Consider the following 26,626-nt stretch of genomic DNA (forward strand, 5'->3'; position numbering starts at 1 on the left):
AGCTATTGAAAAGTTATAACTAATTAATAAGTTTAATCATATTAGGTGAGTCATGGCCTCTACTACCGCAAAAATGCCAACCCCAAAAGCCCTTGACGTTTTTATTTGGCAAGGGGTTAACCGTAAAGGTAAAAAAGTGAATGGCGAACTCTCTGCCGTTAATATGCTTGAACTTAAGGCGCAATTACGAAAACAAGGCATCACCCCCGGCAAGGTAAAGAAAAAACCTAAACCCTTATTTGGCATGGGCGGTGATAAAAAAATCACCCCAGCTGATATCGCGGTCATAACCCGTCAAATAGCCACTATGTTGACCGCTGGTGTACCTTTAGTACAGTCCATTGAGATGATAGGTAAAGGCGACAGCAACAGTAATATGCAAAAACTATTAGCGGATATTGGCAATAAACTCTCTTCTGGTATTCCTTTATCTGAATGTTTGCGCGAACACCCACTTTATTTTGATGATTTATATTGCGATTTGGTGCAATCGGGCGAGCAATCAGGTTCGTTAGAAACCATTTACGATAGAATTGCCACCTACAAAGAAAAAGCAGAGGCGTTAAAAGCAAAAATTAAAAAAGCAATGACTTATCCAATATCGGTATTAATAATCGCTTTTATCGTCACCGCCGTTTTACTGATTTTTGTGGTTCCGGTTTTCCAAGATATATTTAACAATTTTGGCGCCGAGCTTCCCGGATTTACTCTTTTAGTGATTGCCATTTCAGAATTTATGCAAGCCTATTGGTACATTGCCTTAGCAGGTATATTTGTCGGTATTTATTTATTTAAAAAAACTCATCGAAGTAGTGCGCAATTTCGCGACAGTGTTGATAAAAAAATACTTAAAATTCCGGTTATTGGCGATATTTTGCAAAAAGCAGCGGTAGCCCGTTATGCTCGCACATTATCGACCACTTTTGCTGCTGGTGTGCCTTTAATTGACGCACTTGAATCTGCGGCTGGCGCCTCAGGGAATGCGGTATTTCGTGATGCAATTTTAGAAATAAGAGCAGAAGTATCGTCTGGTATGCAAATGAATTTAGCGATGCGTAACTGTAATATATTTCCAGAGATGGTAATTTCTATGGTCGCCATTGGCGAAGAGTCTGGTGCGGTGGATGATATGCTGGCGAAAGTTGCCAACGTTTATGAAATGGAAGTGGATAACGCCGTAGATAACTTAACCGCTTTAATTGAGCCAATGATCATGGCGGTATTAGGGGTTGTTATTGGCGGCTTGATCGTTGCGATGTATTTGCCTATTTTCCAAATTGGTATGGTGGTTTAAGGTACTAGCTACGAGCTTTAAGCTGCAAGTTGCAAGTTGCAAGTTGCAAGTTAAAAGCTAAAAGCTAAAAGTTAAAAGTGGCAAGCTATAAGTGACTAGTTGCCAAATTCCAGTTATAAGTTTCACGCTTTTAAAAATCTAACGCTTAACCTTTATTGCATTTAATTATGCTTTAACGGTTAAGCGTTTTAATTGAGAAAAATTAATGTTTAACCAACTCATTTCCACCTTTGAACAATTTCCGTTAGTTTTTTACGCAACAGTTGCCTTATTTTCGTTAATGATCGGCAGCTTTTTAAATGTGGTGATTTATCGACTGCCAAAAATATTACAGCGCGGCTGGTATTATGAGTGTCGTGAATTTTTAGCCGATGAAGTAAAAGATATTCCCGCTAAAGAAATTGCAGAAATTAGCTTATCTGTTCCTGCCTCAACTTGCCCAAAATGCGGCCATAAAATACGTTTTTATGAAAACATTCCGGTAATTAGTTGGTTAGCATTAAGAGGTAAATGTAGCCAATGCAAAGCTAAGATCTCTGCCCGTTACCCAAGCATCGAATTAGCGACAGCTTTACTTAGTACATTAGTTGCCGTTCATTTTGGCGTTACTTTTACCACCTTGTTAGTATTAATTCTAACTTGGGGCCTAATTAGTTTAACCATGATAGATTTTGACCACATGCTACTGCCCGATCAAATCACGCTGCCATTATTATGGTTAGGTTTGTTATTTAATTTATCAGGTAATGGCTTAGTACCATTAGAGCAAGCGGTTATCGGCGCAGCTGCAGGTTATTTAAGTTTATTCAGCATATTTTGGCTATTCAAACTAGTTACCGGTAAAGAAGGCATGGGTTATGGCGATTTTAAACTTGTCGCCGTTTTTGGCGCATGGTTTGGTTGGCAACTGCTGCCATTGCTTATTTTAATGGCATCTTTAGTGGGTGCCATTATTGGTATTTCGCTAATGGTGTTTAAAAATCATCAGCGCGAACAAGCCATTCCTTTTGGTCCTTATTTAGCCATCGCTGGCTGGATATGTTTATTGTGGGGCAATAGCATTTGGTCTTGGTATTTGGGTTATATATACTAATTAAATTTTTTAAGAGTTAATTGTTTCCATGTCTGAACTTATTATTGGCTTAACCGGTGGTATTGGTTGCGGTAAAAGCACAGTAACAACATTATTTGAAAACCTAGGTGTTGATGCCATCGATGCTGATATTGTTGCCCGTGAAGTTGTCGCCCCAAAAAGTGAAGGCTTAGCTGCCATTGTTGAAAAATTTGGAAAAGGTTTTTTACTGGAGTCAGGCGAGTTAGATCGAGCGAAACTGCGCAGTGAAATATTTTCAAATGACGCCAGTAAAAACTGGCTTAATCAATTACTGCACCCGCTAATAAGAACCAGCATCGAACAACAAATATCTGCTTGTACTAGCCCTTATTGTTTATTAGTAGCGCCTTTGCTTATTGAAAATAACTTACTGCATTTAATTGACCGCGTTTTGGTGATTGATGTTGATGAAGCCACTCAGTTAACCCGAACGCTAGCGCGAGATCCAAGCTCTGAAAAAGAAATAAAAGCCATTATTGCTAGCCAAGTTACTCGTTCACAACGCCGACAAGCGGCTGATGATATTCTCGACAATAGTTCAACAGATCTAAAGATCCTTAAAGATAACGTCGCTTTATTACATAGTAAGTATCTCGCGTTAGTTACATCAGCTAACACTTAAAAATGACACTTTAATGAAAAACATTCGCCATTTTTTAAATGTATCGTTACTATAGTGATAATTAATTTGTTCAACACCTTGTTATGACAACCATTTTATACGAACACCCATTGAATGAACGCATTCGAAGTTATTTAAAACTTGAACAATTATTTGTGCAAGTAAACGATGCGTTGGCGTGTGGAATAGAAGTTAGCCAAGGTATTTTTTTCAATAGCTTTTTTGCGATTATTGATACCTTAGAGCGTAACGATATTCGTGGCGATTTAATTAAAGATCTTGAAAAACTTGAACAAAACTTAATCGTTTGGTCGCAAGCACCTAACGTCGACTCAACCACCTTAGAGCAAAACTTAAAGCACACTGTCTCATTAATATGCAAGCTACGCTGCCCAAGACCAAAATGGTGGCAGCTTAAAGATGATAAGTTTCTGGCGACAGTAAAACAACGTTTTGCCATTCAAGGTGGCAGTTCAAGTTTTGACTTACCCCAACTGCAATTTTGGTTACATCAACCAAAAGAAGTACAACAACAGCAAATAAAACAGTGGTTGTCGCTCCTTGACCAAATAAAATATGCGTTAGAGTTAGTGTTAAAGTTTTTGCGCATGCGAGCAGACTTTAAACACGTGCAATCAAGCAGCGGTTTTTACCAAGACAGTGGCGAAGGCATTTTATTGTTAAGAATTAAACTTGATGAAACGGCAACATTTTACCCAACCGTTAGTGGCAATAAATTTCGTTTCTCTATTCGCTTTATGCACCCTTGCTCTGAAACGGGTAGGAAATATTCAAATCAAGCGACCGAATTTCAATTAGCAAAGTGCTAAATCGCACGACCTTTAATTGCTCCTCTAACAACATATCCTAGCGTTAACTGACTTTATTTTTTATACTGCGCAAATAAACACGCTCAATACGAAAACCCATTATGACTTTAAAAGTAGATTGCCCAACCTGTAAAAAAGACGTTATTTGGCATAGCGACAACGAGTTTCGCCCATTTTGCAGTAAACGTTGTCAATTAATCGATTTAGGTGAATGGGCTGATGAAGGTCACAAAATTACTCAACCGATTCAAGGCGCTGCTGTAATGACCGAAGACATGCTCGATGCCTTAGAAGATGAGTTTTTACAACACAACAAGTTTTTTGTTGAGCCGGAATAAAGGCAGCCATAAGCTATAAGCTGCAAGTGGGAAGAGTTTAGCCACAAGCTACAAGCGGTAAGAAATAAGCTACAAGCGGCAGCTTTTAACTATTAACTTACAGCTTTTAACTTGCAGCTTTTAACTTACAGCTCTTTCAGTTTTTCAATAATCGCTACGTTAGCCGCTGGAAACTCTAACTGGCTTAATTCTTCTAAGCTAAACCAGCCTTCTTGTTGCCCTTCAAGTGCTGTTGCTTCACCGGTAAAGTTATCGACCAAATACACGTCTAAGCACACTTTTTTATCGCCGTAATCATGCTCAATCACTAATAATGGTTGGCACGATAGTATATCAATCGCAACTTCCTCTTTAAGCTCTCTAGCAAGCGCCTGTGCGACAGTTTCTCCTGATTCTACCTTACCGCCTGGAAATTCCCATTTACCGCCTTGGTGAGCGCTCTGGTGACGCTTAGTTAAGAAGTACTGCTGGTTTTGATAAATAACTCCAACGGCAACATGAACTGTTTTTTGCATAGCGTAAATAACCTAATTATTCGTTTCTATAAAAAGCAAAATGCCAGTCATTAGACTGGCATTTTAATAAAGCGTTAACTGTGTTTAGGCAAGTTTACCATGACACTGTTTGTACTTTTTACCTGAACCACAAGGGCATGGTTCATTGCGACCGACACGTGGCATGCTTGGTTTTTCTTGCACACTGTTATTGGCACTTTCATGGGTATATTCTTTTGGCGTTTCTTCCGCTTTTCTGTGTTGCTCTTCAACAGCTTCAACATCAGACTCAGCGCGAATTTGCACTTTAGATAAAATACCGATGACGTCGTATTTTAAGTTCTCTAAAAGCTCAGAAAATAATTCGAAAGATTCACGCTTATATTCTTGCTTCGGGTTCTTCTGTGCATAACCACGTAAGTGAATACCTTGACGTAGGTGGTCCATTGCCGCTAAATGCTCTTTCCAGTGTGAGTCTAAGCTTTGTAACATTACCGCTTTTTCGAACTGACGTAATACGTCTTTACCAACTGCTTCTTCTTTTTCAGCGTAATTGGTTTCTACTGTAGCCAGAATTTTTTCTTTAAGCGTTTCTTCATGCAAGCTCTTGTCTTCGTCTAACCATTTTGCAATCGGTAACTCTAAAGTAAGCTCGCCTTTTAAGCGCTCTTCTAATCCTTCAACGTCCCACATTTCTTCAAGTGATTGTGGCGGAATATGTTGTTCAATTAGGCCGTTAACAACATCTTCACGGATGGCTTTGATCACTTCTTCAATGTCAGACTCATCCATTAATTCATTACGTTGTTCGTAAATAACTTTACGTTGATCGTTTGAAACATCGTCAAACTCAAGTAATTGCTTACGAATATCAAAGTTACGACCTTCAACTTTACGTTGCGCATTTTCGATACTGCGAGTCACCCAAGGATGTTCGATCGCTTCACCACGTTCCATGCCCAATTTACGCATCATGTTTGAAATACGCTCTGAGGCAAAAATACGCATCAAACCATCTTCCATTGATAAGTAAAAGCGCGTTGAACCTGCGTCACCCTGACGACCAGAACGACCACGTAATTGGTTATCGATACGACGTGACTCATGACGCTCGGTCGCAACAATATGCAAACCACCAAGCTCTAATACTTTGTCGTGTTGAATTTGCCAATCTGCTTTTGCTTTTTCAATTTGCTCATCTGTTGGATTTTTTAATTTCGCAATAGCAGCACCTAAGTTACCACCAAGCACAATATCGGTACCACGACCGGCCATGTTGGTTGCGATGGTTACCGCACCCACCTTACCTGCGTCAGCAACAATTTCAGCTTCTTGTTGGTGAAATTTAGCATTCAGTACCTTGTGCTTAATCTTAGATTTTTTCAAAAAGTCAGATAAAAATTCTGAGGTTTCAATACTGATAGTACCAACAAGCACCGGCTGACCACGTTTAACACAGTCTTGAATATCAGCTAAAATTGCTTCAAACTTTTCTTCTGCAGTTAAGTAAATAAGATCAGCACGATCGTCACGTATCATCGGTTGGTTAGTTGGAATAACAACAGTTTCTAAACCATAAATATGGTTAAACTCAAACGCTTCTGTATCCGCTGTACCTGTCATACCGGCAAGCTTTTCGTAAATACGGAAAAAGTTTTGGAAAGTAATAGAAGCTAAAGTTTGGTTTTCATTCTGAATTTTAACACCTTCTTTTGCTTCAACAGCTTGGTGTAAACCTTCAGACCAACGACGACCTTCCATTGTACGACCTGTGTGTTCGTCAACAATAACGATTTCACCGTCTTTAACAATGTAATCCACGTCTTTTTGGAATAATTTATGGGCACGTAATGCCGCCATTACATGATGTAATAAAGTAATGTTATTGGCTGAATATAACGAGTCACCTGCTTGCAACAAGCCTTTTTCTTGCATGATTTGTTCAATGTGAATTTGACCACGCTCAGTTAGGTAAATTTGCTTAGACTTTTCATCTACGGTGAAATCGCCTTCAACAAAACCTTCAGATTGCCCGGTTTCTTCGTCTTTATCTTCTTCACTTTGTAGTGCTAACGTTGGCACGATCAAGTTGATTTGACGATACAGTTCAGAGCTGTCTTCCGCTTGTCCTGAAATGATTAATGGTGTACGCGCTTCATCGATTAAAATCGAGTCAACTTCATCAATTACAGCAAAATGTAATGGCTTTTGCACACGTTCTTCAGGTGAAAACGCCATGTTATCGCGAAGATAGTCAAAACCAAATTCGTTGTTTGTACCGTAAGTGATATCTGAATTATAGGCCGCTTGCTTTTCAGGATGTGCCATACCGGCAATGTTACAGCCTACGGTCATACCCAAAAATTCAAATAATGGACGAGACCAGTCAGCATCACGCGTTGCTAGGTAGTCATTCACGGTAATAACATGAACGCCCTTACCCGTTAACGCATTTAAATATGACGGTAATGTCGCGGTTAGCGTTTTACCTTCACCGGTACGCATTTCAGCAATTTTGCCATCATTTAATACCATGCCACCGATCATTTGCACGTCAAAGTGACGCATGCCGAAGACACGTTTACTGGCTTCACGTACTACAGCAAAGGCTTCTGGAAGGATCGCTGAAAGTGTTTCACCATCAGCAACACGTTGTTTAAATTCGGCGGTTTTGGCTTTTAACTCTTCATCACTTAACGCTTCAATTACTGGCTCTAGCGCATTAATTTTATTTACTTCTTTTTTCATCTGCTTAAGTAATCTGTCGTTACGACTACCAAACAGTTTTGTCATTATTTTTACAAACATCTTTATAAACCGTATTGGGAAGAGCTCTTCCGCCTAAAAAATACATGCTCAACTTTCATTGAACACAAAAAAAATTATTGAACGTTATTTTGCTTTTCTATAAACGTACTTAGTTGGATCAATCTGACGATCGTTTTTCAAAATTTCATAATGTACATGTGGACCCGTTGATCGCCCAGTGCTGCCCATCAATGCAATTGCTTGCCCTTTATTAACCACATCGCCCACTTTAACCAGTATTTTTTTGTTATGACCGTAGCGAGTTTTGTAGCCTTTGCCATGGTTAATTTCAACAAGTTGACCATAACCATAACGATCACTCGCCCAACTCACCACACCGGCAGCAGTAGCTAATATATTACCGTCTTCTTTACCAGCAAAATCAATACCTTTATGCATAGCAGGCTTGCCAGAAAAAGGGTCTTTACGCATTCCGTAATAAGACGATAACCAACCTTTAGAAATTGGTCTGCCAGATAAGTAACTAGTATTTTCTATATGGTGACCTAAGGTTAAAGATTCAAGCATTTTTAATTGTTTTTCTTCAATGCCTAATTTTTGCTCCAGGGTTTGAATTTCTTCAAGTATTTCAGTAATTGATTTGTCACTCACATAACGCGTTTCAGTTGCTGGGCCACCACTTGGTGGTAGCTCCTGAAAATTAAATTCTTTATCAGGAATATTAGCTTCATCGGCAAGTCGGTCGCCGAGCGCATTTAACCGTAAAACATGACTTTGCAGCTCAGCTAATTTCATCGTAAGTGCAGTAATTTGATGCTCTTCAGCTGAGGTCGTTTTAGCGACTGGCTTTACTGGCTCTTGCACTTGAAAATAAGGCGTTTTAGGAAGTTGATCAGAAGATATTAGGAGATAAACAAAAAGGCCCGATACTAACGAAAAGGCAACAAGCGCAGACAACCAGCGAAGCTTATTTAGCTTCATCGAGAATCTGACGTTTTTTCCGCGGTATAGTAGTGTTAAACTCATTCTTATTTACTGTTACTTTGTGATATGGCTAAAAAATCGAAACTTCCCAAAGATATGTCGGCGCTGTTCAATTCGTCGAAAGGCACTTTGGCACAAATTGCGTCAAAAACCAACTCTTTGACAATATTAGCTGACATTGTACGTCAAATTTGTCCTGACCTACCAGAGGATGTCTGGCATATTGCAAATTTTCGTCAAAATACTTTGGTTATTGAAGTTAAGTCCCCTGTTTGGAGTCAACGCTTGCAGTTCGAACGTAATAATATCTGCCAAGCATTAATTGAACAAACAGAAAATCAATTTAACCAAATAGAGATCAAAGTTTCTCCCTACCGAAATAAAGCGTCGAGCGTAACGCCAGCGCAAAAACCTGTATCTTCAACATCAACACAGCTATCGAAACAAACCGCCGAGCAGTTACGTGAAGTTGCCCAAAGCGCCCCAGAAGGTTTAAAAAGAACCTTAGAGCGACTTGCCCAACTAGGCGATAAAAACTAAAAAATCGACCTAAGTCGATTTTTTACGCATCAATGATTTAAACACTAAAATGCAGAAGCATTAATTTCTTGATACTGGATCGGTGAGCGCGCTTGTTCATCTTCAAAGGTCACCCATTCCCATGCATCGGTTTGTTTAAAGACTTCTCGAAGCAAGATATTGTTTAACGCATGGCCCGATTTAAAGGCATTAAGCTCAGCTAAAATGCTAACGCCGCCCATGTATAAATCGCCAATGGCATCAAGAATTTTGTGTTTAACAAATTCGTCGTCGTAACGAAGATCGTTTTTGTTAAGCATGCGATATTCATCAAGCACAATAGCGTTTTCTAAACTGCCGCCTAACGCTAAGTTATGCGAGCGTAGAAATTCAATATCTTGCATAAAACCAAACGTACGTGCTCGGCTAATATCTTTGATAAACGCGTTGCTTGATAAGTCCATGCTCATGGTTTGACATGTATTAGCAATAACGGGGTGTGAAAATTCAATGGCAAAGTTAACACGAAAACCTTCATAAGGTTGTAACTCTGCCCATTTGTCACCTTCTTCAACACGGATAGGTTTTTTAATACGAATATAGCGTTTGGCAACATTCGACGTTTCAATACCCACTGATTGAATTAAGTAAACAAATGGTAAGGCACTGCCATCCATAATCGGCACTTCTGCCGAGTCGACATCAATCACTAGGTTATCGATACCTAAGCTAGAAACGGCTGCTAAAAGGTGTTCGACGGTGGAAATCTGAACACCTTCTTCATTCACTAAACAGGTACATAAAGTTGTTTCGCCCACAGCTTCTGGGGTTGCAGGAATATCTACAACAGGATCTAAGTCGACGCGGCGAAATACAATACCAGTGTTTGCCGGTGCAGGACGGAGAGTGATCTGCACTTTTTCACCTTTATGTAAGCCAACACCAACTGCCGAAACTTGTTCTTTAATGGTACGCTGTTTAATCATTAACAATCCTTCTCATAAGCAATATCAATGCTATATACATTCACCACGATTTGCGCGGCGACGTAATATAACAAAAAAACCTATCAAAATCAAAATACCGGCTTTAACGCCTAATATTTTAGTCTGCTTGTTTACGTAAAAAAGCAGGAATATCTAAATAACTTTCGGTTTCACCAGCGACGGCTGTTTTTGGCGCATTTTGAATGTTATTTTCAGCAAACGTTACAGGCTCAGGCGCAGGTTGAGCTGCTGGCGTATAATCGCCACCTACCGCAACTGGTTCCATCTGTGGCGCTGGATTTACTAAAGTAATGTCTGGGCGACGCTCTGCGCCAATACCGGTAGCAACAACAGTTACACGAAGCTCTTCTGTCATTTCTGGGTCAATTACCGCACCAACAACAACAGTGGCGTTTTCAGACGCGAATGCTTTAACGGCATTACCCACAGTTTCAAATTCATCAATGCTAATGTCCATGCCTGCCGTAATATTCACTAATATTCCGCGCGCACCGGCTAAATCAACATCTTCAAGTAACGGGCTTGAAATTGCAGCTTCTGCCGCTTCTTCAGCTCTGTCTTCACCTGATGCAATACCAGAGCCCATCATCGCAGTGCCCATTTCAGACATTACGGTGCGCACATCGGCGAAATCGACGTTAATTAAACCTGGACGTGTAATAAGTTCAGCAATACCTTGAACCGCGCCAAGTAATACATTGTTTGCCGCTTTAAATGCATCTAATAAACTTGTACCTGGTCCTAATACTTTTAATAGTTTTTCATTAGGAATGGTAATTAATGAGTCAACATTTTTAGATAAAAACTCAATACCTTGGTCAGCATAGTTCATGCGCTTTTTGCCTTCGAATGGGAAAGGCTTAGTGACAACAGCAACCGTTAAAATGCCCATTTCTTTCGCAATTTCAGCAACAACAGGCGCAGCACCTGTACCTGTACCACCACCCATGCCAGCGGCGATAAATACCATATCAGCGCCTTGTAAGGTTTGCTTAATTGTTTCGCGGTCTTCTTCAGCACTGCGACGACCAATTTCAGGGTTTGCGCCAGCACCTAAACCTTTAGTGACATCGCAGCCCATTTGCAAAGTAACATTTGCTGCAGAATTACGCAGTGCTTGTGAGTCAGTATTGGCAGTGATAAATTCCACACCTTCAATCGTTTGACTTACCATGTGTTCAACAGCGTTGCCGCCACCGCCACCTACACCAATCACTTTAATGACTGCTTCTTCGTTATGATCTTCCATCAATTCAAACATGTTATTTTCTCCGTTCTTAAACGTTTTTGTTCCACCAAAAATTTCTTATTCGTAAGTAAATTACTTACATTTATTCAATATGAATTTTTTAAAATTCACGATTAAACCATGCGTGTAGGCGCGACCATAAACCACTCACACCTTCACTGGATTTTTTCTCGCCGCTGTCTTGCTCATTCGCTTGCATGCCATAGTGCAATAAGCCAACAACGGTCGCATAACTTGGGTCGTTTACATATTCTTTTAAGCCACAAACATTCATCGGCTGGGCTATGCGTACTGGCATTTGGAAAACTTCTTCGGCAAATTCAACCACGCCTTCCATTTTTGCAGTACCGCCTGTTAATACATAACCGGCTGCGATTTGATCTTCTAAACCACAGTCTTTTAGTTCTTCTTGAATAAGCTCAAATAATTCGTGATATCTAGGCTCTACTACTTCCGCAAGTGTATGGCGCGACATTGAACGTGCAGGACGTCCGCCAACGCTTGGTACTTCAATATTTTCTTCCATGCTCACCATTTGGCGAAGTGCACACGCATATTGCACTTTAATATCTTCAGCATGACTCAGTGGCGTTCTAAAAATTTTAGCGATATCGCTACTGACTTGATTACCGGCAACTGGAATAACAGCCGTATGTCGAAGTGCACCACCAGTAAAGACTGAAATATCCATAGTGCCAGCGCCAATATCGACCACGCAAATACCTAACTCTTTTTCATCTTCTGTTAATACCGCGTAGCTTGATGCTAATGCAGAGAAAATAAGTTGGTCTGCTTTTAAGTCGCAACGTTCAACACATTTAACAATATTTTTTGCCATGTCGTTGGCACAAGTGATGATATGCACTTTGGCTTCCATTCGAACGCCTGACATACCAATTGGACTTTTAATCCCGTCTTGACAGTCAATGCTATATTCTTGTGGCAAAACATGAAGCATTCTTCGCTCGGCTGAAATAGGTACCGAGCGTGCAGTGTGAATCACATTATCAACATCTTCTTGAATGACTTCTTTGTCATTAATTGGCACCATGCCATTTTCATTTTGACAACGAATGTGTTTGCCTGAAATACCTAAGTAAACAGAACTAATGCGACAATCAGCCATTAATTCGGCTTCATTGATCGCGCGTTGAATAGACTGGATCACTAAATTAAGGTCGTTAACACCACCTTTATCCATGCCTCGCGACGGCTGGTTCCCTACCCCGACAATACTCAATTGATTGTCTGGCGTAATTTCACCAACGGCGACCGAGATCTTGGATGTTCCAATATCTAAACCGACAACTAAATTTCTTTCTGCTACTTTTGACATCTAAGCTAAACTCTTTGTTTTTCAACTACTGGCTTCCAACCAACAGCCAATCCGGTATCATACCGCAAATCGACGTAATCAACTTGCTGATTTTCTTTTTTATTTTCTTTTATTTGCGAATAAACGTCCATAAATCGTTGGATTCGTTCTACCCGCTCTTCACGACCTAAGTTTAAGGTCACGCCATCGCTTAATATTAACTGCCATGAATAGCGCTCAGACAAGACCAATTCATCAATTGATAACGCTTTAAATGCCAATAATTTATTCAAGCTTTTAAAGTTATCAAGCGCGGTAATTTCACTGCCTTCTGGACCAAAAAACGCAGGTAACGCATGGTTAACTCTGCTAACATCCGCCTGAAATGCCTGCCCCTGACTGTTAATAAAAAAATCGCCATTCCAACGAGCAACGGGCGTTTGGTCAACAATATAAAGTTGCACTTCATCAGGCCACTGCTTGCGCACCGACACAGAATATACCCAAGGCAACTTGGCAACTTTTTGTTGAACTTCATTCACGTCAACATGAAAAAAGTTGCCTAAGTTAATACTTTGCATGATCTGGTCAATATCAGCTTTACTGGTGTACGGCATTTCACCACGTATTACGATTGAATTAACCGGCACCGCTTCTTCAGACGCCATACGCTGAGTAACAACCCAGCAGGTTGACAAAATAGCGATAATAACAGCAACAAAAAATGCGACACCTAGCCAAAATGACCAGTGTACTTTTTCTTGTTGATTGCCTTTTGCTACTGTTGCCATGTTATCAATCGCTACTCGTTAAGCTATTTAATCGCCATTTTCACTATCGCATTGACCAATTCTTCAAACGATAATCCAAATACTTTTGCTGCTTTCGGTACTAAGGATGTTTCCGTCATCCCCGGTACGGTATTAATTTCTAATATTTGCCACTGATGCTGCTCATTGCGCATCACATCTACTCGTCCCCAATCTTGGGCATTTGTGGCTTTAAACGCCTTAAGTGCTAGCGCTTGTAGTGCTTTTTCTTCATCTTTTGCTAAGTGACATGGACAATGGTACTGAGTCGTATTTGATTGATACTTAGCTTCATAGTCGTAAAATTCATTTGGGGTTTCCATATGAATAACCGGCAGCGCCTGTTCGCCTAAAATACTGATGGTATACTCTGGTCCATTAATCCATGCTTCAACCAATACCTGCTCGTCAAAACTAAATGCACTTGTTAAAGCGCTGCTAAGCTCTTCGACAGTTTCTGCCTTGGCCATGCCAATGCTTGAGCCTTCATGTGCCGGTTTGACCATTACCTTGCCACCAAGATCAGCTAAAATATTGGCCACTTGTTGATTGTCAAAGCTTTGCTTTTCAACCACGGAAAATTTTGCCGTCGGTAAACCAAGCGCTTGAAAAATTTGCTTGCTACGTGTTTTATCCATCGACAGCGCAGAGCCTAAAACTTTTGACCCTGTATAGGGAATATTTAAATATTCCAACGCGCCTTGCACACAGCCGTCTTCGCCGCCTCGGCCATGAAGTGCAATAAAGGCGCAATCAATAGCGAGCGCTTTAAGTTCGCTTAATTGGCGATATTTGGTATCAAATAATTCAACCTTATGACCAGAAGCTGACAAAGCCTTAGCCACTGCAGCACCTGAATTTAGCGAAACCTCGCGTTCAGCTGAGTCGCCACCATATAAAACAGCAATATGTAATTGACTCATTACTGCCCCCCCGAAAGTAGCGGGTGATTGGCTAAATCGTGTGAGACAACACCAATATTACCGGCACCTTGAGTGATAACCATGTCACCATCTTGCAGTTGATTTGCCATTAAGCCAGCAAGCTTTTCAACATCGCTAACGTAAATAGGTTCAATTTGTGCACGCTGGCGAATACTTCTGGCTAAACTTTTACTGTCGGCCCCTGCAATTGGCGCTTCGCCGGCAGCATATACATCTAAAAGGAAAAGGCAATCAACTTCTGATAACACTTCAACAAAGTCTTCGTATAAGTCACGGGTACGTGAAAAACGGTGTGGTTGAAATACCATCACTAAACGCTTATCAGGCCAGCCATTGCGCATCGCTAAAATAGTCGCTTTAACTTCGCTTGGATGATGACCATAATCATCAACTAATACCATTTGCCCTTTATCGGTTGTCAAATCAGCCAACTGTTCAAAACGTCGACCAATACCTGCAAACTCTTTCAGCGCTTGACATATTGCGTTATCGTCAACACCTTCATCATTAGCAACTGCAACAGCAGCGAGTGCATTTAAGACATTGTGTTGACCTGGCAAATTGACACTCATATCAAGCGGCGGTTGTCCTGCACGCTCAACGGTAAAGTGGCTTATGCCAGCTTGTTGTTGGTAGTTGGTTGCTTGTACATCGGCATCTTCAGAAAAGCCGTAAGTAATAACTTGTCGGCCGATACGTGGCAGTAGCTCACGAACGACTGGGTTGTCGATACACACCACAGCTAAGCCATAAAAAGGCAGATTGTGTAAAAATTCAATATAGGTGTCTTTTAGTTTTTCAAAGTCACCTTGATAGGTTTCCATGTGATCTTCATCGATATTAGTGATCACCGCTACCATAGGTTGAAGATGTAAAAACGAAGCATCGCTTTCATCAGCTTCAGCAATTAAGTAACGACTGGTACCTAAGCGAGCATTAGTGCCAGCGCTATTTAGCAAACCACCAATAACAAAGGTTGGGTCTAATTCACCTTGGGCAAAAACGCTAGCAATTAAACTGGTGGTGGTGGTTTTCCCGTGTGTTCCTGCAATCGCGACGCCATGTCGAAAGCGCATTAACTCAGCCAGCATTTCAGCACGACGAACCACTGGAATTCGATTTTCTTTTGCGGCAATTAATTCAGGGTTTTGTGCTGAAATTGCCGTTGAAACAACAATGACACTCGCGCCATCAACATTCGATTTTTTATGGCCAATTTCAATATCAGCGCCTAATGCTGTTAAACGCTTAACCACTTGGTTAACACCGATGTCTGAGCCAGAAATTTGATAGCCTTCATTAAGAAGTACTTCTGCAATACCTCCCATGCCTGCGCCACCAATACCAACAAAGTGAATACGCTTAACTCGGCGCATTTCAGGAACTTTAATTGGTGATAAATTTGCTTTATTTTCTGTCATTGCTTTTCTCATTTGTTCGCCAGCTCTATACACGTTTTGGCAACTTTAATGGTTGCGTCTGCATGAGCAGCATCGTGCGCAGCCTTAGCCATATTTTGAATCACTTTGTCGGAAACAAAAAAGCTATTTAGCATTTGCGCTAAGGTTGTGCCGTTAAATTCATTTTGGCGGATCAGCTTGGCCGCTCCGCGTTCAACTAAGTACATTGCATTTTTGGTTTGATGATCATCAACCGCATGCGGTAAAGGTACAAAAATCGCAGGTTTTGCCACCATTGCCAGTTCAGATACGGTTAGCGCTCCTGCTCGGCAAATAACCACATCGGCCCATTGATACGCGGCAGACATATCGTCGATAAATTCGCTGACTTTAATATTTTGCGCATCTAAGCCATATTGGTCGTAACTTGCACGTACCGCTTGTTCGTTGCCTTTACCCGTTTGATGCCAAACACTGATGTTTTGCACTTTAATTTGGTTCATCGATTGTGGCACTGTATCGTTTAGTATTTTTGCGCCTAAGCTACCGCCAACAATTAAGACTTTTTTAGTGGTCGCTGGTTGCTCTGGCGTCACCTTTTCAATTTCAACAATGTCTTTTCTTAGCGGATTACCAACGACTTTTGACTTACGTTTTTCGCCAAAAGCGCCCGGAAAAGCGCTTAATACTGCGCTAGCAATGTGCGATAAAAATTTGTTGCTCATACCTGCTACGGCATTTTGTTCATGCAGCACTAAAGGTTTACTTAATAACCAAGCAGCAAAACCGCCCGGAGCACTAGCATAACCGCCCATGCCTAATACCACGTCGGGTTTAACCTTGCGTATTACGCGCACCGACTGCATCACCGATTGAAATAATTTGAACGGTGTTTTTAGCCAAGTCAGCCAATTTTTATTACGCAAACCGGCAATATTAATAAATGAAATGTCGTAACCATGTTCAGGTACGATTTGCGCTTCCATACGTTTTTCGGTACCTAACCAGTGAATATTCCAGCCTTGGCTTTTTAAATGCTCTGCCACGGCAATACCTGGAAATATATGACCACCTGTGCCACCCGCCATGATTAAAATGGTGCGTGGTTGACTTGCTTGTTGAACACTCGTTTTGGTCATTTCTGGTACTTCATTTTCTGCGTCTGGCGTTAAAGTTAAGTGCGGAGTTGTCATTGTTCACCTCCTTCACTTGTTGATTTATCTGCTAATTTTTTTGCGCGTGTTGATTTAGCGTTTTTTGTTGCAACCTTGCTCGTTGCTTGAATGGTTTGTAAGCGTATTTCATGATCGATACGTACTAATACCACAAGCGCGATGGTCATAATGATCATCGAGCTACCGCCATAACTAATTAGCGGCATAGTTAAGCCTTTGGTCGGCACAATGCCTGCGCTCGCACCAACATTTACCGCCGCCTGAAACGCCATCCAAATGCCGATGCCATAAGCAAAAAAACCTTCAAAGTATTTTTCTTTGCTTATCGCTTTTCTACCAAGCAATAATGCTTTGATCACTAAGGTCATGCTCAGTAATAAAATAACGGTAATACCAACAAAGCCAAATTCTTCTGCTAATACCGCCATAACAAAATCGGTGTGCGCTTCAGGTAAATATTCCAACTTTTGAATGCTATTACCTAAACCTTGTCCAAAAGTTTCACCACGGCCATAAGCCATCAAAGATTGCGTTAACTGATAGCCACTGCCAAATGGGTCTTGCCATGGGTCTAAAAAGCTCGTGATCCGACGCCAGCGATACGGTTCAAAAACGGCCAACATAGTTAGTGCGCTTAACCCGACTGAGGCAACAGCAAAAAACTGCCAAAGTTTTGCACCCGCTAAAAATAGCAAACCGAAGGTAGTAACAAACATCACAACAACCGTACCTAAGTCTGGCTGCATCAATAATAAAAAAGCTAATAAACCAAAAACGATTAATGGCTTAGCAAAACCTTTTAGGTTTTCCATCACTTCGTCACGACGTCGCACTAAATACGCCGATAAATAACAAAAGAAAAATAATTTCGCCGGCTCTGCCGCTTGAATGGTAATTGGGCCGATAACAATCCAGCGAGTTGAACCATTGACCGAGCGGCCAATTAACAGCACTACCACTAACAGCAGCAAGGCGGATAATAACAACATACCGCTGTGTTGTTTCCAACGGCTCATCGGCACCTGTAAGGCTATACCGGCGATAATCAGGCTAAGTACGATATAAATGGCATGACGAGTGACAAAGTGAAATGGATTATCAAACAAGCGCTCTGCCACTGGCATAGACGAGCTTGCAACCATTACCAGGCCAATCATATACATCACTAAGCCAAGCACAATATAACTACGATCGAATACAACATGACTTGCCGGTGCTGGCTCAAACCAGTTGGCAAGTTTGCCTAGTCCTAAATTTTCTAGGCTTAATTTATCAAAAAATGAGGCTACCGCTGTGGTCATACACTTGCCTCCACAGTCGTATTGGCAATAGCGTCAATAAAAGCTTCACCGCGTTCGACAAAGTTTTTAAACATATCGATACTGGCGCATGCCGGAGATAACAAGACAATATCACCTTGATTAGCGCTTGCTTTAGCCGCAGCAACAGCGGCAGCTAAACTATCAAAATGTTGACTATTTGCTGATAAATTAGCGATTTGTTGACCATCTTTTCCTAGGGTAAAAACGTGGCTTACATGTTCAGCAATTGCATTTTTAAGTGGCGTGAAATCTGCGCCTTTACCGTCGCCACCGGCGATCAGGTATAATTTGTTTTCAGGACTTAATGTTGGTGCTAGACCTTCAATTGCGGCTAATGCAGCGCCAACATTGGTCGCTTTTGAGTCGTTAACCCAATAAATACCGTCGTCACTTGCAATTCGCTGGCAACGATGGGCTAAGCCTTCAAAGCTTAAAAATGCCGTTAGCATTTTCTCTACAGACCAACCTGCACTGCTACCGAGCGCTAATACCGCTAAATAATTTAACGCGTTGTGAATACCGGCAAGTGGCAATTTAGCGACATCAATTAACTGCTGCTTACCAAACGCCAGATAAGTGTGACCATTTTCAGTAATTAACCCAAAGTGACCTTTTTTAGCTTTGTCGCTGCCAAAGCTAATAATTTCCTTGTGTTTCAATAAGCACTGGCTCGCTTTATCGTCTCTATTAACAACAGCAATATTACCTTGGCGATAAATACGCTGTTTAATTTCAGCATAGTTTTCTAAAGTTTTGTGTCGATCTAAATGATCGTCACTGACGTTAAGCACCGAAGTCGCAATTGCCGTCATACTGTGCAAGGTTTCTAACTGAAAACTGGATAATTCAAGCACTAACATATCAAGCGCTTGCTCATCTTCTTCAAGCAAACGATCTAATACCGGCACGCCAATATTACCGCCAAGCGCAATATTTACACCTAAAGTTTGCCCAACATGATGTAATAACGACACTACCGTTGACTTACCATTTGAACCGGTTACCGCTAAAATTGGCGTTTTGGCTAAGCGAGCATAAAGCTCTACATCGCCAATAACATCAGTATGGGTATTGATTGCTTCTGCAATTTCTGGCGTATTAAGGTCGATACCTGGGCTAACGATCAAAACATCGGCTTGAGCAATTAAGGTTTGCTGCCAACGGCCTTGAATAAACTGCGCTGTAGGAAACTGCTCGCTCACTTGCTCTGCGAGTTCAGGATTTTCTCGGCTATCGTTAATTGAAAAAACAAAACCATGGTGTTGTAAAAAGCGCGCACAGGAAAGCCCTGTCATACCAGCACCTAGTACCACAATGTTTTTATTTTTTAATCCTGATAGATAGCTCATTTTACCTCTAACGTAATTTCAGCGTTGCTAAACCAATTAAGACTAAAATTAACGAGATGATCCAAAAACGCACGATCACTCTCGGCTCTGGCCAACCTTTTAATTCATAATGATGATGAATCGGCGCCATTCTAAAAATTCGTTGCCCGCGTAGTTTGTACGAGCCGACTTGCAAAATAACCGACACCGTTTCCATCACAAAAACGCCGCCCATAATAAACAGCACAAGCTCTTGTTTAACCAACACCGCGATTACACCAAGGGCGGCACCTAATGCTAATGAACCAACATCGCCCATAAAAACTTGCGCAGGATAGGTGTTAAACCATAAAAAGCCTAAACCGGCGCCAACAATAGCGGTACATACCACGACCAATTCACTGGTTTGGGGAATATATGGAATATGCAAATATGCAGAAAAGTTCACGTTACCCGTCATGTAAGCGAAAATGGCAAACGCGCCAGCCACCATAATGGTAGGCACAATGGCTAAACCGTCTAATCCGTCGGTTAAATTAACGGCGTTACTGGTACCAACAATGACAAAGTAAGTTAAGAAGATATAAAAAATGCCCAGCTGCGGTAGCACGTCTTTAACAAATGGAATTAACAACGCCGTTTGTTCAGTACCTTGACCCAATTTATATAAAAATAACGCCGTGGCAAAACCGATCACGGTTTGCCAAAAGTATTTCCAACGTGCAATTAAGCCGTTTGAGTCTTTACGAATAACTTTGCGGTAGTCATCAACAAATCCAATAATGCCGAAAGTGGTTACCACAAAAAGTACCACCCAAACATAGATATTACTTAAGTCTGCCCATAATAAAACACTGGTGACAATCGAGCCTAAAATCAAAATGCCGCCCATGGTTGGCGTACCTGATTTTGATAAATGGCTTTCTGGACCGTCATCACGCACCGTTTGACCGATTTGCATGCGCTGCAAGGCGCGGATTAGTTTAGGGCCAAAATACAATGACAAGACTAATGCCGTTAAGGTACTAATAATGGCTCGAAACGTTAAATATGAAAAAACGTTAAAAGCAGAAAAATATTGAGTTAAGTACTCACCTAACCATAACAGCATTAAACTTGCTCCCCAGTGTGATGTTTTGAACGCCAGTCTTTGATTGCTTCAACCACGTGTTCCATATGCGCACTGCGTGAACCTTTGACTAAAATTGCTATGTGTTGAGCTTCATCGCTCAGTAAATTTGATAGTTGTTTAACTAACATTTCTCGACTACTAAAATGTTGTCCGTTGCCATTAAATGCATCTGAGGCGCTTTGACTCAATACACCTAAGGTCATTAAATTATCTATTTTTAAAGACTTAGCGTACTCACCTACTTCTTGATGATAGCTACGTGCTTTTGAACCTAATTCACCCATATCGCCCAAAATTAAAATTCGACGGCCTGGGTAACTTGAAAGCAGCTCTGCTGCGGCTTTAACGGATTCAACATTAGCATTATAGGTATCGTCAATCAGTTTAAAATTGTCACCCAAGTGGTGAAGATTTAAACGCCCACCTACAGTCGCCATATCCGCTAAACCAAGACGAATGTCATCAAGACTTGCGCCACATTCAAGCGCAATATTTGCTGCAGCGACGGCATTACAAACATTGTGTTTGCCTGGTACATTTAATTCGATAAATGTACGACCAACTGGTGAATTTAATGAAAAGCTTGCACAGCCGTTATCGTCTAAGACAACATTAGAGCTAAAGACATCGGCTTTACCGTCACATGAAAACTTACTGACTTTTTTGTCAGTTAAGCGCCACTGCCATTTATTGGCATAACGACAGTCTTGTTTATAAATAGCGACGCCGCCCGTAACTAACCCTTCAAAAATTTCGCCTTTAGCGCGAGCCACACCACATAAGTCGCCAAAACCTTCTAAATGAGCAGCGGCAATATTGTTAATAATGGCGATATCTGGACAAACAAGTCCTGAGGTATACGCAATTTCACCCATATGGTTTGCACCAAGTTCAATTACTGCATAGTCGTGTTTTTGCTCTAAACGTAATAAAGTTAATGGCACGCCAATATCGTTGTTAAAGTTGCCGTTGGTCGCTAAAACATTACCCAAACGAGATAAAATCGCCGCAACCATTTCTTTCACAGTGGTTTTACCACTACTGCCGGTTATTGCCACGGTTTTAGGTGCGACACTTGCTTTAACAAAAGCGCCTATTTGGCCTAAGGCAATGCGGGTATCTTCAACGACAATTTGTGGTAACTGGCTGTCGACTTGATGGTCAACAATTAACGCGCTGCAACCTTGTGTTGATACTTGCTCAACAAAACGATGACCATCAAAATTTGGTCCTTTCAATGCTAAAAAGACATCATCAGTTGCTAGCGCTCGACTGTCGGTCACAATCGAATTAATGGTAATATTTGCGCCAATGAGCTTGCCATTTACCGCCTGAGCAATGTCGACTAATGATAATGGGATCATAATGTCACCTCGTTGTGGTAAATTGCGTGAACTAAAGCGCGTTCGTCATACGGCAAAACGTCGTTCCCGATAATGATATTTTTTTCATGGCCTTTTCCGGCAAGCAAAATTACATCCTGCGGACTGGCTTGTGTAACAACCTTGCTTACCGCTTGCTTGCGATCGAGCATAACGTCCACTTTTTCAGGAAACTGGCAACCGGATAATATATCGTTAGCAATAGCTGAGGCTGATTCACTGCGTGGATTGTCGTTGGTGATGATAATGCGATCGGCATGTTGCTCGGCGATTTTTCCCATCAGCGAACGTTTACCTTTATCTCTATCGCCACCGCAGCCAAACACTACCCATAACTTGGCAGAACAATGTTTTCGACATGCAAGCAAGGCATTTTCGAGTGCATCAGGTGTATGTGCATAATCAACTACCGTGGTCGCTTTATTACTCGCTTCAAAAGTTTCCATTCTGCCGGCAATCGGCTTGATCAGGCTTACCGCTTTAGCAATATCGGTTAAGCTAATATTGCCGGCCAGTAAAACGGCGATAGCGGCAAGTAAGTTATCAATATTAAAGTCGCCCAATAACGGGCTGTTAATCGCGACATCACCAAGATGAGTGCAGGCAGTAAAATCAACGCCGTGGGCATGATGGTGGATATTTTCAGCAACGAGGTATTGTGAATATTGTTTAATTTTCTCTGATTTGCCATAGACAATAACTGGCTGATTATTTAATGCGTTGTCGTCATTTAGCCAAACGTTAGCTTGCTCATCGTCGCCATTAATCACTGCAGTTTGTTTGGCATGCTCAGCAAATATCTTGTATTTCGCGGCCGCATATTCATCCATGCTGTTGTGATAATCTAAATGATCACGGCTTAAGTTAGTAAAGACGCTAATATCGAATAACTCATTGGTTACTCTGCGCTGCGCCAATGCATGAGAGGACACTTCCATCGCCACATGCGAAATATTGTCTTGGGCAAAACCGGCTAACAAGGTTAATAATTGCGTTGCGCCCGGCGTGGTATTGTTGATTGGCGTAAGTTGATTCAATCGACCAGCGCCAACCGTACCGATAATGCCGCAAGCGTGATTATTGGCTTCAAGCAAGTTCGCGATAATTTGGCTTGTGGTGGTTTTACCATTGGTGCCTGTAATACCAACCATAGTTAACTGCTGCTGAGGCTGTTGATAATAATCACTTGCCAAGTGATATAAATGCTCAGACAGTTGATAAAAACTAACAATAGCGACTGGTGCATGTTCAGCATTTTCTCTTGCGACATAGCGAATTTGACCGTGTTGCGTTGAGGTTTCACATTGCGCAATCACTAAATTTGCACCTTGGGCGATTGCTTTATCGATATATTGGCAACCATTGGTGTCGTGGCCAAATACCGCAACAAATATATCACCTGATTTTACTGCACGGCTATCGTTTACTAACTCATTCAGAACCAGATCTTCGCCTTGGCTTAGGACAAACTCATGGTCAAGTTCAATCTCAAATTGGGCCAACGCTTTGCTGATGCGCGTTAATGCATTTTCAGTAAAATAAGAAGAGTGGCTTGCGCTAGGCATCATTGCTCTCCTTTTTATTTTTAGCTTTATTCTGGTTTTTATGAGCCATTTGAATTGGTTGATCTGGCGCGATATTTAATAACTGCAATGAGCCTTTCATTACCCGTGAAAATACCGGCGCTGCAATATCGCCGCCGTGATATAAATCGCCGCCGGGTTCATTAATCACCACAACAATAGCAATTTCCGGATCTGAAATTGGCGCCACGCCAGCAAACAAGCCAACATAATCATTACCATAACTTCCCGCTAAGGCTTTAATAGCCGTTCCTGTTTTACCGCCAACGCGATAACCCGCGACTTTCGCCTTTTCAACTTTTTCATCAACAACATGCTCAAGCATGTTAACCACTTTGCGACTAAAGCCTTTTGAAAATGTTTGCTCTGGCTCAGCTTGCAGCTCATCAACTAACTCAGTACCTTTTTTGATGATGGTTAACGGTTGCTTAATGCCATCATTGGCTAAGGTTGAATAAAAACGTGCCAGTTGCAGTGGTGTGATCGCTAAGCCATAGCCCCAAGATAAAGTTGCTAATTCAAATTCTGACCAACGAGAACGATCGTGCATCATGCCGACACTTTCACCCACTAACCCTGTGCCAGTATCTTCACCAAAACCCGCGTCAAAAAACTTGTCCAATAAAAACTCTTTAGGCACCGACAAAGCTAGTTTGGTGGTGCCCATATTGGATGAGGTAACTAAGATGTCGGTCAAGCTTAACTTACCGCGGTTTATTGGGTCGCTGACCCTTCGCCCTCCGAGCCGCATCCACCCCGGACTGGTGTTAATAATGTCGTTGTCGGCTACCGAACCAAATTCTAATGCGGTTAACATAGTTAAAGGTTTCATGGTTGAGCCGGGTTCATAAATGTCGGTGATCGCGCGATTTCTAAATCGATGAATAGCGGTGTTTTGTCGGTTATTGGGGTTATAAGAAGGGCTGTTCACCATGGCTAAAATTTCACCGGTATTAACATTGGTCACCACTACCGAGCCTGACGTTGCCTTAAAAGCTTCAACCGCGCCTTTTAATTCTTTATAAGCAAGCGCTTGAATACGTTGGTCGATACTAAGCACAATATTTTGCGGTTTAGTTGACTCTTCCACCGATAAAATTTCAATTTTTCGACCTTTAGCATCTTTGCGAAAACGCTTCGCACCGTTAGTGCCCGTTAGTAGTTGGTCGTAAACACGCTCTATGCCTTCGATACCTTTATCATCTACATCGGTAAAACCAACCACATGGGCACTAATTTCACCTGCTGGGTAAAAACGTTTTGATTCTTTACGTAAATGAATCCCTGGAATTTTTAATTCGCGAATGTAATTTGCCATCGCTGGCGAGACTTGGCGCTCAACATAAACAAAACGCTTACGCGGATTGGTACCAACACGTTTGGTTAATGTTTTAACGTCTTGCCCTAAAACGTCTGCCAGAGCTTGCCAATGATCTTTCATAGCAAGCGCTTGCTTTTCAATAATAATTTTTGGATCTGCCCAAACAGTTTCAACCGGCACACTAACGGCCAGTTCGTCACCATTACGATCAACAATCGAGCCACGCTGCACGGTATGGGTCGCCACGCGAAGTGAACGGCGATCCCCTTGCTTTTTCAGCATATCCGGTTCAATTATTTGGATATATGCAGTACGTGCCATTAAGCCAGCATAAATCGCAATCACAATAGCGATCACAACGTAAAAACGCCATGCTACTGTGCTTGGTTTGTATTTATTGCTTGCTCTTTTTGCCACGTTTTTCATGGGTGTTTTATTATCACTTCCGAATCGACACTAGGTCGTTGCATATTCAACAATTTTGCTGCTTTTGTTTCTATTGCGCTGTGCTCTGCCAAACTGTTTTGTTCGAGCAACAAGTTGCGCCATTCAATATCTAATTCATCACGCTCGGTGAGCATTACTTCTAAGCTACTGGTGGCTTGTCGATTTAAGTGGGTATAATAAATTACCGCAAACGACGATATCACCACTGATATCATTATCGCGTACGTCCACTTATGACGTTTAATGTCATGCCAAACATCAAATGCAAGCACAACCTTTGCCGACGCCATGGTTAATCAGCCAACCTTTGCGCGACACGTAATACCGAACTACGTGAACGCACGTTTTCATCCACTTCCTGCTTGCTGGGTTTTTGTCGTTTACCGACTAAGGCAAGCTTTTTCCCTTTTTGCACTTCTGCTTCGCTAATAGGTAAGCCGCGCGGCACCTTTTTTCCTTGCGAATGTTTTTTCATAAACTGTTTAACTAAACGATCTTCTAACGAGTGAAAACTGATCACTACTAAGCGGCCACTTTCAGCAAGCACGTTAAGTGACGCTGCCAGTGCTTTTTCAATTTGCTCAAGCTCGCTATTAATGTACATGCGGATCGCTTGAAAGCTGCGTGTTGCTGGGTGCTTTTTAATTTCACGTTGTGGCGCTGTTGTTTTAATTAGTTTGGCTAATTCACCCGTGCGCGTTAGTGGGTGTTCCTCTCGACTATCAACAATGGCATTGGCAATGCGCCAAGCATGTTTTTCTTCACCAAACGTGCGCAGTACCCAGGTAATATCTTCAACATCAGCTTTTGCTAGCCACTCTGCCGCCGTTTGGCCACGAGTGGTGTCCATGCGCATATCTAATGGACCGTCTTTCATAAAACTAAAGCCACGTTCAGCTTCATCAAGTTGTGGTGACGACACGCCAAGATCGAGTAAAACACCATCAACTTGTTTCATTAATTGATGCTGTTCAACAATGTTTTCTAGCTCAGCAAAGCCTTGGTGTTCAATAACAAACCTGTCATCGTCAGCAAATTTTTCAGCAGCTGCTATAGCTGTTGGATCGCGATCGATCGCAATCAAACGCCCTTGCGCAGACAATTTAGAAAGAATAAGTGATGAGTGCCCGCCACGGCCGAAAGTACAGTCGATGTATGTACCGTCTGGTTTTATGTCTAGTGCGGTTACTGCTTCTTCAAGCAATACCGAAATATGTGACTTATCTGTATGCATTTTTTTTGTTAAAC

The 26,626-nt window shown here is 41.6% G+C and carries 24 protein-coding genes; 6 read left to right on the plus strand and 18 right to left on the minus strand.

The features are described 5' to 3' along the window. The first annotated feature begins 52 nt into the window (after nucleotides 1-52). The 5 genes from ACRRSQ_RS04455 to yacG all read left to right on the plus strand — a co-directional run bounded on the left by ACRRSQ_RS04455 (nucleotide 53) and on the right by yacG (nucleotide 4,198). A complete protein-coding gene (locus ACRRSQ_RS04455) occupies nucleotides 53-1,294 on the plus strand; it encodes a type II secretion system F family protein (RefSeq protein ID WP_440874501.1) in 1,242 nt (413 codons plus the stop codon). A 205-nt stretch (nucleotides 1,295-1,499) separates the two neighbouring features. Then, nucleotides 1,500-2,387 carry a prepilin peptidase gene (locus tag ACRRSQ_RS04460; protein ID WP_440874502.1) on the plus strand — a complete coding sequence of 296 codons (888 nt, stop codon included), beginning with the start codon at nucleotides 1,500-1,502 and terminating at the stop codon, nucleotides 2,385-2,387. 28 nt (nucleotides 2,388-2,415) lie between these two features. Further along, a complete protein-coding gene (coaE, locus tag ACRRSQ_RS04465; RefSeq protein WP_440874503.1) occupies nucleotides 2,416-3,030 on the plus strand; it encodes a dephospho-CoA kinase in 615 nt (204 codons plus the stop codon). Nucleotides 3,031-3,113: 83 nt separating this feature from the next. Next, nucleotides 3,114-3,860, plus strand: coding sequence for a cell division protein ZapD (gene zapD / locus ACRRSQ_RS04470; RefSeq protein ID WP_440874504.1), 747 nt, complete (start codon nucleotides 3,114-3,116; stop codon nucleotides 3,858-3,860). Between the two features lie 101 nt (nucleotides 3,861-3,961). Beyond that, nucleotides 3,962-4,198: a DNA gyrase inhibitor YacG gene (gene yacG, locus ACRRSQ_RS04475; RefSeq protein ID WP_440874505.1), complete on the plus strand. Its 237-nt coding sequence runs from the start codon at nucleotides 3,962-3,964 to the stop codon at nucleotides 4,196-4,198. Nucleotides 4,199-4,323: 125 nt separating this feature from the next. Here yacG and mutT read toward each other — a convergent pair whose 3' ends face one another. The 3 genes from mutT to ACRRSQ_RS04490 form a co-directional block, all read right to left on the minus strand. Next, the gene (mutT, locus tag ACRRSQ_RS04480; protein WP_440874506.1) at nucleotides 4,324-4,713 is read right to left on the minus strand and encodes an 8-oxo-dGTP diphosphatase MutT; all 390 of its coding nucleotides are present in this window, start codon (nucleotides 4,711-4,713) and stop codon (nucleotides 4,324-4,326) included. A gap of 84 nt (nucleotides 4,714-4,797) precedes the next feature. Beyond that, a complete protein-coding gene (gene secA, locus ACRRSQ_RS04485; RefSeq protein WP_440874507.1) occupies nucleotides 4,798-7,500 on the minus strand; it encodes a preprotein translocase subunit SecA in 2,703 nt (900 codons plus the stop codon). Between the two features lie 84 nt (nucleotides 7,501-7,584). Further along, entirely contained in the window at nucleotides 7,585-8,442 is an 858-nt protein-coding gene (locus ACRRSQ_RS04490; protein WP_440874508.1) for a M23 family metallopeptidase, read from the minus strand. 69 nt (nucleotides 8,443-8,511) lie between these two features. Here ACRRSQ_RS04490 and ACRRSQ_RS04495 point away from each other — a divergent pair, with 69 nt between their 5' ends. Continuing rightward, nucleotides 8,512-8,985, plus strand: a complete 474-nt coding sequence (locus ACRRSQ_RS04495) for a DUF721 domain-containing protein (protein WP_440874509.1) — start codon at nucleotides 8,512-8,514, stop codon at nucleotides 8,983-8,985. Nucleotides 8,986-9,029: 44 nt separating this feature from the next. Here ACRRSQ_RS04495 and lpxC read toward each other — a convergent pair whose 3' ends face one another. The 15 genes from lpxC to rsmH form a co-directional block, all read right to left on the minus strand. Next, the gene (gene lpxC, locus ACRRSQ_RS04500) at nucleotides 9,030-9,950 is read right to left on the minus strand and encodes a UDP-3-O-acyl-N-acetylglucosamine deacetylase (RefSeq protein ID WP_440874510.1); all 921 of its coding nucleotides are present in this window, start codon (nucleotides 9,948-9,950) and stop codon (nucleotides 9,030-9,032) included. Between the two features lie 118 nt (nucleotides 9,951-10,068). Continuing rightward, nucleotides 10,069-11,232: a cell division protein FtsZ gene (gene ftsZ / locus ACRRSQ_RS04505; protein ID WP_440874511.1), complete on the minus strand. Its 1,164-nt coding sequence runs from the start codon at nucleotides 11,230-11,232 to the stop codon at nucleotides 10,069-10,071. Between the two features lie 88 nt (nucleotides 11,233-11,320). Next, nucleotides 11,321-12,556: a cell division protein FtsA gene (gene ftsA, locus ACRRSQ_RS04510; protein ID WP_440874512.1), complete on the minus strand. Its 1,236-nt coding sequence runs from the start codon at nucleotides 12,554-12,556 to the stop codon at nucleotides 11,321-11,323. A 5-nt stretch (nucleotides 12,557-12,561) separates the two neighbouring features. After that, nucleotides 12,562-13,326, minus strand: coding sequence for a cell division protein FtsQ/DivIB (locus tag ACRRSQ_RS04515; RefSeq protein WP_440874513.1), 765 nt, complete (start codon nucleotides 13,324-13,326; stop codon nucleotides 12,562-12,564). Nucleotides 13,327-13,349: 23 nt separating this feature from the next. Then, entirely contained in the window at nucleotides 13,350-14,267 is a 918-nt protein-coding gene (locus tag ACRRSQ_RS04520; RefSeq protein ID WP_440874514.1) for a D-alanine--D-alanine ligase, read from the minus strand. Further along, nucleotides 14,267-15,709 (minus strand): UDP-N-acetylmuramate--L-alanine ligase, encoded by a 1,443-nt coding sequence (murC, locus tag ACRRSQ_RS04525; protein WP_440874515.1) that lies wholly within the window; start codon nucleotides 15,707-15,709, stop codon nucleotides 14,267-14,269. The genes ACRRSQ_RS04520 and murC overlap by 1 nt, the downstream gene beginning before the upstream one ends. 8 nt (nucleotides 15,710-15,717) lie before the next feature. Beyond that, a complete protein-coding gene (gene murG / locus ACRRSQ_RS04530; RefSeq protein ID WP_440874796.1) occupies nucleotides 15,718-16,827 on the minus strand; it encodes an undecaprenyldiphospho-muramoylpentapeptide beta-N-acetylglucosaminyltransferase in 1,110 nt (369 codons plus the stop codon). A 50-nt stretch (nucleotides 16,828-16,877) separates the two neighbouring features. After that, on the minus strand, nucleotides 16,878-18,164 hold the full coding sequence (gene ftsW / locus ACRRSQ_RS04535; RefSeq protein WP_440874516.1) for a cell division protein FtsW: 1,287 nt from the start codon (nucleotides 18,162-18,164) through the stop codon (nucleotides 16,878-16,880). Continuing rightward, nucleotides 18,161-19,534, minus strand: coding sequence for a UDP-N-acetylmuramoyl-L-alanine--D-glutamate ligase (murD, locus tag ACRRSQ_RS04540; protein ID WP_440874517.1), 1,374 nt, complete (start codon nucleotides 19,532-19,534; stop codon nucleotides 18,161-18,163). The genes ftsW and murD overlap by 4 nt, the downstream gene beginning before the upstream one ends. A 7-nt stretch (nucleotides 19,535-19,541) precedes the next feature. Then, nucleotides 19,542-20,624: a phospho-N-acetylmuramoyl-pentapeptide-transferase gene (gene mraY / locus ACRRSQ_RS04545; protein ID WP_440874518.1), complete on the minus strand. Its 1,083-nt coding sequence runs from the start codon at nucleotides 20,622-20,624 to the stop codon at nucleotides 19,542-19,544. Then, a complete protein-coding gene (murF, locus tag ACRRSQ_RS04550; protein ID WP_440874519.1) occupies nucleotides 20,624-22,009 on the minus strand; it encodes a UDP-N-acetylmuramoyl-tripeptide--D-alanyl-D-alanine ligase in 1,386 nt (461 codons plus the stop codon). Before murF ends, mraY begins: the two co-directional genes overlap by 1 nt. Then, complete coding sequence (locus ACRRSQ_RS04555) at nucleotides 22,006-23,595, minus strand: UDP-N-acetylmuramoyl-L-alanyl-D-glutamate--2,6-diaminopimelate ligase (RefSeq protein ID WP_440874520.1); 1,590 nt, start codon at nucleotides 23,593-23,595, stop codon at nucleotides 22,006-22,008. The genes murF and ACRRSQ_RS04555 overlap by 4 nt, the downstream gene beginning before the upstream one ends. Further along, on the minus strand, nucleotides 23,585-25,357 hold the full coding sequence (locus ACRRSQ_RS04560; protein ID WP_440874521.1) for a peptidoglycan D,D-transpeptidase FtsI family protein: 1,773 nt from the start codon (nucleotides 25,355-25,357) through the stop codon (nucleotides 23,585-23,587). The genes ACRRSQ_RS04555 and ACRRSQ_RS04560 overlap by 11 nt, the downstream gene beginning before the upstream one ends. Next, the gene (gene ftsL / locus ACRRSQ_RS04565; protein ID WP_440874522.1) at nucleotides 25,354-25,668 is read right to left on the minus strand and encodes a cell division protein FtsL; all 315 of its coding nucleotides are present in this window, start codon (nucleotides 25,666-25,668) and stop codon (nucleotides 25,354-25,356) included. Before ftsL ends, ACRRSQ_RS04560 begins: the two co-directional genes overlap by 4 nt. 2 nt (nucleotides 25,669-25,670) lie before the next feature. Next, nucleotides 25,671-26,612: a 16S rRNA (cytosine(1402)-N(4))-methyltransferase RsmH gene (rsmH, locus tag ACRRSQ_RS04570; RefSeq protein ID WP_440874523.1), complete on the minus strand. Its 942-nt coding sequence runs from the start codon at nucleotides 26,610-26,612 to the stop codon at nucleotides 25,671-25,673. Nucleotides 26,613-26,626 lie beyond the last annotated feature (14 nt).

It is taken from the genome of Thalassotalea sp. PLHSN55 (assembly GCF_052030545.1).
Lineage (GTDB): Bacteria > Pseudomonadota > Gammaproteobacteria > Enterobacterales > Alteromonadaceae > CANMXU01.